Source organism: Reyranella soli, from assembly GCF_007992495.1.
Classification (GTDB): Bacteria; Pseudomonadota; Alphaproteobacteria; order Reyranellales; family Reyranellaceae; genus Reyranella; species Reyranella soli.
Genome location: NZ_BKAJ01000277.1, coordinates 1 through 6853, shown reverse-complemented (window position 1 = coordinate 6853; position 6853 = coordinate 1). Strand labels below are relative to the sequence as shown.

Annotated in this window: 5 protein-coding genes; 2 read left to right on the top strand and 3 right to left on the bottom strand. The window is 60.5% G+C overall.

The features are described from left to right. Positions 1 to 653 precede the first annotated feature (653 nt). The 3 genes from RSO01_RS45420 to RSO01_RS45410 form a co-directional block, all read right to left on the bottom strand. Complete coding sequence (locus RSO01_RS45420) at positions 654 to 1673, bottom strand: helix-turn-helix domain-containing protein (protein WP_147157231.1); 1020 nt, start codon at positions 1671 to 1673, stop codon at positions 654 to 656. Between the two features lie 713 nt (positions 1674 to 2386). Next, a complete protein-coding gene (locus RSO01_RS45415) occupies positions 2387 to 3613 on the bottom strand; it encodes an FkbM family methyltransferase (RefSeq protein ID WP_147157230.1) in 1227 nt (408 codons plus the stop codon). A 147-nt stretch (positions 3614 to 3760) separates the two neighbouring features. After that, positions 3761 to 5053 carry an alginate O-acetyltransferase AlgX-related protein gene (locus RSO01_RS45410; RefSeq protein ID WP_147157229.1) on the bottom strand — a complete coding sequence of 431 codons (1293 nt, stop codon included), beginning with the start codon at positions 5051 to 5053 and terminating at the stop codon, positions 3761 to 3763. A gap of 380 nt (positions 5054 to 5433) precedes the next feature. Here RSO01_RS45410 and RSO01_RS45405 point away from each other — a divergent pair, with 380 nt between their 5' ends. Both RSO01_RS45405 and RSO01_RS45400 read left to right on the top strand, forming a co-directional pair. Next, on the top strand, positions 5434 to 6579 hold the full coding sequence (locus RSO01_RS45405) for a tetratricopeptide repeat protein (protein ID WP_170303872.1): 1146 nt from the start codon (positions 5434 to 5436) through the stop codon (positions 6577 to 6579). Next, on the top strand, positions 6576 to 6836 hold the full coding sequence (locus RSO01_RS45400; RefSeq protein ID WP_147157227.1) for a hypothetical protein: 261 nt from the start codon (positions 6576 to 6578) through the stop codon (positions 6834 to 6836). The genes RSO01_RS45405 and RSO01_RS45400 overlap by 4 nt, the downstream gene beginning before the upstream one ends. Positions 6837 to 6853: the final 17 nt, after the last annotated feature.

Genomic DNA, 6853 nt, shown 5'->3' with positions numbered 1-6853 from the left:
CGGCGATATGTCGGCCGCAAGAAAGCCGCCAATGCTTGCCCGTATAGGTTTCCGTCAATCGGTTTCGATTAGATAACTGCCGCAGTCGGCAGCATCGCAGCGTAGCGTCCTCGCAATTTTGCCGCCAACTCCCAGGATCAGATTCGGGCGTTCGTCGACCAACTCCAGCTTGCCCAAGCCACAATTCCCGCATAGCCCGAAACGGGGCAATTTCTCGTCACCAGTTACATCCCTGTGCAGCATTCTGACCAGCCTTGTCCCTGACGATCGAAGCGGCTGGTGCAACCGGGTGTCGCAACCAGAGCTTCCCAATTGGTCGTGAAGCGTAACGTTGTTAAGCGACATCGCATTGGCGCATTTGGGGTATGCCTACCAGAACGCTTGGGACCGCAATCACTGCGCTCCGCAGTCCTTGCCGCTGTGGTTGTACCAATCTCAGATTGCTGGATTTTGTGCCCCCGGCTCGGACCAGGCATTTCCCGCTCGCAGCCAAGCTTTTTCGTACTCGCACCTTGGGGCTGAAAGCCAGCGAAGGCGCTGGCTGCCCCGGCCTCAGTCATTGCTGGGCCGACCCCGTAGGGCCAAGAAACTGGATCGACCAGCGGCATCATGCCGCCTCTCGATGATAGTAGCGCAGCAGCCCGCCCAATCGCTCACGGCACCGCACCGGCCCCTCGCGTTGCCGACCCGCCGCCATAGGAAACAGCAGAACGTTGCCTTTCCCTTAGGTGGTTCCGCTCAGTGTGGAAATGGTCGACATACTCGCGTAGGGCCCGCCATAAGGACCGTTCGCCGAACAGGATCACCCTGGACAAGCACTCCTCCTTGACCGACCTCACCCAGCGCTCGGCGTGAGCATTCAGGTTCGGACTTTGCGGAGGCAGCACCAGCGGTTCAACCTTGCCCGGGGCAACCATGGCCCGGAACGACCGGGTGAACTTGGTGTCCCGGTCATGCAGGAGATAGCGACAACCCAGCAGCGCGCCACACTCGTCCATGGTCGCGTTCCGGGCGATCTGCTTCATCCACGCTTCATTCGGATGAACAGTGATCCGGGCGATAGCCACCCGGCGGCTCTCAAAATGGATGAAGAACAGCACGTAGTAGGTCACCAGCCCGCGCAGTGTCAGCACCTCGGCTCTGAAGAAGTCGGTCCCCGCCAACCGGTCCATGTGCGTCCGAATGAAGTCCGCCCACGAAGTTGAGCGCTTACGTTCTGGCGCCGGTGGCAAACCGTGGCGCCGCAGGACATTGCCAACCGTCTGATCGGAAACGTCGTACCCCAGATTGGCCCTCGCCCCGGCGATCCGATCATAGCCCCAGCTCCGGTTCTCACTGGCCAGGCGAATGATCAGCTCCTCGACTTCTCGCTGGATCCGGGGTCTGCCTGGGTATCGGCGAGCCTTCGAGCCATCGAACTTGCGGGCGACAAGCTGGCGATACCAGCCGATGATGGTGTCCGGTCGGGCTATGGTCGCGACGTCGGCGAGAACCTTGCGGCCCAGCCGATGGCCGATCTCCCCGAGCGTCTTTCGATCAGCTCCCAAGAGCTTCAGCCGACCTGTCAGCTGGGCCTTGAGAATGCGGTTTTCGGCCGCCAGATATTCGTTCCGCGCCAGCAGTTCCTGGTCCACCGTCCCGGTCACGCAGGCGAGGATGCGCGCCCAATTCATTGACGCCCCCTGCCCCGTGATCCTCGGCGACCCTGACAGCCGGAACAAAGCACGTGGCTTCCAGCTCGCTTCAGTTTCTTGGCCTTACGAGCTTTCCAGCAGCATGACTGTTCGTCTGCCGTGCATTTGCGTGGCACAGAGATGATGTTCACTTAAGGAAACAGGGAACGGTACGTCGGTAGTGTTGCTTCGGGGGCGGCAAAAGTAAGATTGGCGCCAGCGTCCGAGAAGTGGGTCCTCACGCCTTCGATTTCCCGTCGTAATATCTCGAGTGGGGTGGTTACTTCCAAGGGAAAAACCACACCAACCTTTATTTTGCGCGAGTTCATTGCATCTTTCTATTTCTGCCGACGAGGAAGCGCAATAAGCTGAAGGCACTTAAGCCGATAGCTTGCGACATTCGACCAAGCGTCGACCTGGTCGGGCCGAATCTGAGGTGCAAAATCACAATCTCGCCCGCGCAAGGGCGTGGTCCAGGAGGCTCATTTCGCACTGGGCAGTGGCGAAACCATCCACATCAATCTCCATTGCGATGGCGTTGTGTCAGCGTTCGCGTGGCATCGTCACCGTGAAGACGCCCGCTCATTTCACGGCTGAGAGCCTGCAAAACCCATCTGGCCGATGATAGCCTTTTCCCCAACGCGGCCGCCCTTCTACCTGGCGCTGGGTCGCGGTTCGAGTGGTTTGAGCCACGCACAGATTGCCGCAATTCCTCACGCGACTGCCGCCCGAACAGACGCGACCGTGAACCTTGTCTTATGGCCGTAGGCGGCGTTGCGAAATATCAGGGAACGTACGTACGAGTTGTTAACCTTGAGCACGATGTGTTGCACGTCAGGCATTGCGATCAAGAGGCGCTCCGGAACGGAAAACCGCGCCTCGTCCTCCCCTGAGACGGCAATGCCCAGTCGGCCTTCCATAACCTCCACCCCGACTTCGAGGGTCAGCGTGCCCTCGGCCGCCGGCGGCGCGATAGATAGCACCAGCGAGTAGTCCCACTGCACCGTAGTCGTCTCAATCGGCGCGCCGACAATATCGCGAACGGCGATCGTTTGCCGATCGCCTACGGAGCGCCGACCTCCAACGAGCCGCTTCAGCAGCGATCCGATAGCCGGCATGGCGCTAGGTCGCAAGCTGGCGACGGCACCATGGCGCAGTGCCGCCGCTTTTATAATTGCTTTCGCGAGCAGCCCACCCGCGGATTCCGGCATCCTTTCATCAATGCGAAGCGGCCGCGGGAACAGCAGTTCCATCCTCGCGGCAACGTCCTGTTTGACGAAGGCATCAGGATCCCGCTGCAGTACAAAATTGTCGTAGTGATCTAGCACGAGAGCCTTGCCGTAACCGCGCCGGGCAAGCCATTCAAGCGCTTCCGCGACGCTTTGCTGGCGTAGCTGAAGCTGATGGTTAAGCTCGATGACAATGACCGGACTGTGCTTGAGAAGCGTCTGTTCCGCGCCGCGCAGGACTTCGAAATCGAAGCTGTCGACGTCGATTTTTATGCAATCTATCCGGCGGATCGCATGTTCATTTGCGAAGTCATCGAGACGGTAGAAGGGATAGGTCTTCACCTCTCCTTCCGTTCCCCACACTCGATAAATCTTGTCCTCCCGGACGCCCGTCGTGAGCCCTAGCGCGATCTCGTGGACCTCGGTGTTCTGCACGTTGTTGTGCTTGAGGTTCTTCCGCAGCATCGTCGCCGTGCTTGTAGGCTCGAATGCGAAGACACGTCCTTGTGGGGCGAGCTGAGAGAAGAGGATTGTGTAGTAGCCAACATTCGCGCCCACGTCGAAGATCCACCAGTCAGGCCGAACATGGTCAACGAACCAACGCTTCGTCTCCAGCTCGCACAGCGGATAGTATTCGCGAAATTCTTCATAGAACGAGACGAGCTCGATCGGCTCTCGCCCAGGAATAGTGGTTTCGATCTTATTAACCATTGCTTAGAGGAAACCGATGAGAAGCTTGAATCTGACCAACAGGATGAGCACGGCACAGAGCGCGCGCTTGATAGTCCCCTGTCATCACTATCGCGCCGATCATACTTTCTCCCGATAGTCAGCAGACATGCAAAAAAAAATTAACGGTCAATAACCGTTGCCGTTTAACGCCGGCCTTTCGCCTGGGCTGAGCAAGGCATCGGCAATACGCGCGGCGACGATCTGCGTGCCGCGATCTGTCCAATGCCCGTCAGTCAAGCGATAGGTGCCGCGCACGCCGTCGAGTACTCCACGCAAATCGACGACAGCGAATCCACTTTGGCGGAGTGCTGCGGCCAGTCTCCGATGACGGGCATCGCTGCTCAGCGAATATGAATAGTACCTTGGCCATGGTTGCCAGAACTCGACGTAGTCGGGATCGACGATGCCTACCGGTATAAGAGCGACCATAAAACGCTTGCCATGCGATGTCACAAGGCGCCGCGCTGCGTCCAGCCAGCTCATCGTCTCGGCGATCCGGGAGTCACCGACTATGTTGGCAGCTTCATCGACGTTGAAGGGAACCTCCCACTTACCTGTTTCCCAGTCGATCATGCCGTTTAGCAGCCAGCCGGCGAGATATTCACGATCACGCGCCCGCTGCGAGGCGGCTGTCCGCAGCCGGCCGTCGCCACGCAGTAAGATTTCGGCAATCGTGTCCTCACCGAGCTTTGGATAGTAGTGGACTTTCATGTGTCGCGCGACGCGGTCGACCGGCTCCGGCGAAGGCTGCTGTGCCCACTCCGACAGGAGCGCGGCTTCGCCAGGAATATCCTTGTTGGTGCGGCCGACTTCGGAGAAGCCGAAGCGGTTGACCAGGAGCCAAGTCGAACGAGGCGCCACGGCTCCCAGTATTGACGGGACAGGGAGTTCATCGATGATCGGCGGCGGAGCATAATCGTCGTAGCGAACGCTGACCATGTCATTGCCGACATAGACGAACACCATTACGACGTCCGGATCCAGCCCAAGCGCTACGTTTTTGATTCGCGCGTAGTATTGCCGGGGGCCCGTCGCGGCAATACCGAGGTTGATCGCCTCCATTCCGACGATACGCTTGGCGACCCATGTCCGTTCGATAAGCTCGGGCAATGGAGCCGGCACGTAATACCCTTCCAGAAAGCTATCACCGACCAGCGCGGCGCGAAAGCGAACGTCAGCGGGGCGCGCGAACGAGCGCGGGCGGTCGCGAACGGCCCAGTCGTTGTAGGTGGGAACGAGCTCGGGGCTGTCCGCAAACAACGTCTTAGCGTTGACCGTCAGCGAGTCGATGGGGATCGGCCGCAGCTCGCGTGCCGGCCAGGGCGGCGCCGAATAGGAGGCAATGTATTCCGCTCCGGTCAGGACGAGTGCCAGCAACAGCAGCCCGTATAGCGGCCAGAACCAGAACTGTTTCGTCATGACGCCCTTTCGCCACTGGCAGGCCGGAGTCCGATCGAGGCCGAAGATGGCTGTCAGTGGCAGCCCGTGGACCAGGCCCAACCTTCTGAATCTCGGCGTTGAGCATCCGGCAACAATCGGTCAGTCCCGCGCTGCGTAGCCATATACCACGGTCCGGGCAGCAAACCGACCTCCCGTTCGGCAAGGTCATCGAGGTTCCAGATTACGTAGCGAACGGAGAAGACGCCGTGACACTTGCTCATTGGGATCTCCGGCTTATGCTGATGGCTCAGGGCATTAACGCTCAGACAGGTTGTTGGCACGTGTCGAGGCTTCTTCAGGCTCGGACCGACGCCCTGGTGGCTCTGGTCTCACAGGCGGCTTTGCAACTTTGGTGCAGGATGATCGGGCTGGTGGGCTTGGACTGGCGCGCGCGGCCAGAGCCAGGAACCGATCCGGAGCTTGGCTACCTGCAGGCAATTGCCCGATTGCGTACCGAGAGCCTTGAAGCGTCAGAGCAGCGCTTCGCGAAACTCCGGGAAGCCCATCCGATGTCTTTGTGTGCCATCGAGAAACATGGCGCGATCCTGGACATGCTGGGGCAGCGCGAACGGGCCTGGGCCAGCTATGAACTGGCGAGAACGGCACGCCAGCGCTTGAAACGAGGAATGCCGGACCGGCCGTTCTTCATGCGTCATCGCACGACGTCGGTGGCCGAGATCAACGGCTATACCCACGTCTTGCGGGCTGGACCGTCGAAACGGGGGGCTTTTATCTATGTGGCGCGCGGGCACGCCTATCTCGCAACGCGACGGCCGCGGCTTGCGCTTCTCGACTACGACGCGGCGCTAAAGTTGAAGCCAGATCAGACCCACCTGCTCGTGGCAAGGAGCGAAGCCCTGGCGGCCTTGGGCCGCCATGCCGAGGCCTTGCAGGCCCTGGACGTGGCTGTTGCCGACTGGCCGCAGGATGCCGACGCGCTCGGGAGCCGCGCCGTTGTCCTGCTGGCGCTCGGTCGCATCGCCGAGGCCAATGCCGATTGGTTGCGGCAACTTGAGCTGTTGCCCCGCGAGCGCCATGACGCGCGAGCCTGCGTGTGGCTGCGACTGGCCACCTACGAAATGGCCTTGGACGAACTTGAGGCGGCTCTCGAGCGGAGCACGGGCGATCCCTACTTGCAGCTTTACTATCTGGCGGCGGCCCGGCGGCTTCGTGTCCCCGTCCAGCCAGGGTTTTCTGCGACGGATGCCTGGCCAGGTCCTCTGATCTCTTTTCACCAGGGAAAGCTCACCGCAGATGAGGCTTTGCAGCGGGCTGATACGCCGGAGCGTCGCGCCGAAAGCCTGTTCCAGATCGGCATCTGCGCCGCTGCCGATGGCCGCGACGAGGCCTGCCGATCGTGGAGGCAAGTCGTCGAGAGCGCAGGTCCGGACACGATCGAATATGCCGCGGCGCGACACGAAATCGAGAAGCTTGGCGCGGACACGCAGTCCATCAGCTTCGCGCCTGCGACGACGCAAGGAATGACCACGGAAGCGACGTCGTGATGATCGGTGCCATGGTCACGCTCGCGGTGGGCGCGGTGCTGTGCTCCGCCCTCGCCACTCTGGGCAACCAAGCTATTGCCCGCGAGTTTCGCGACTTCGCCCCCCGCAAGAACACCGACATCCTCATGGATCCGGCAATAGCGGTGCGGTACGCAGAGTATCGCCTCGCGACTAACATCTTCTATCGCCAAGGGCTGGTGCTATGGACCGTTCTTGGCATCTTGGGTGGCTGCATGCTCACGGCAAATCTACTGTAGCTCTGGCGTTCCGTCCA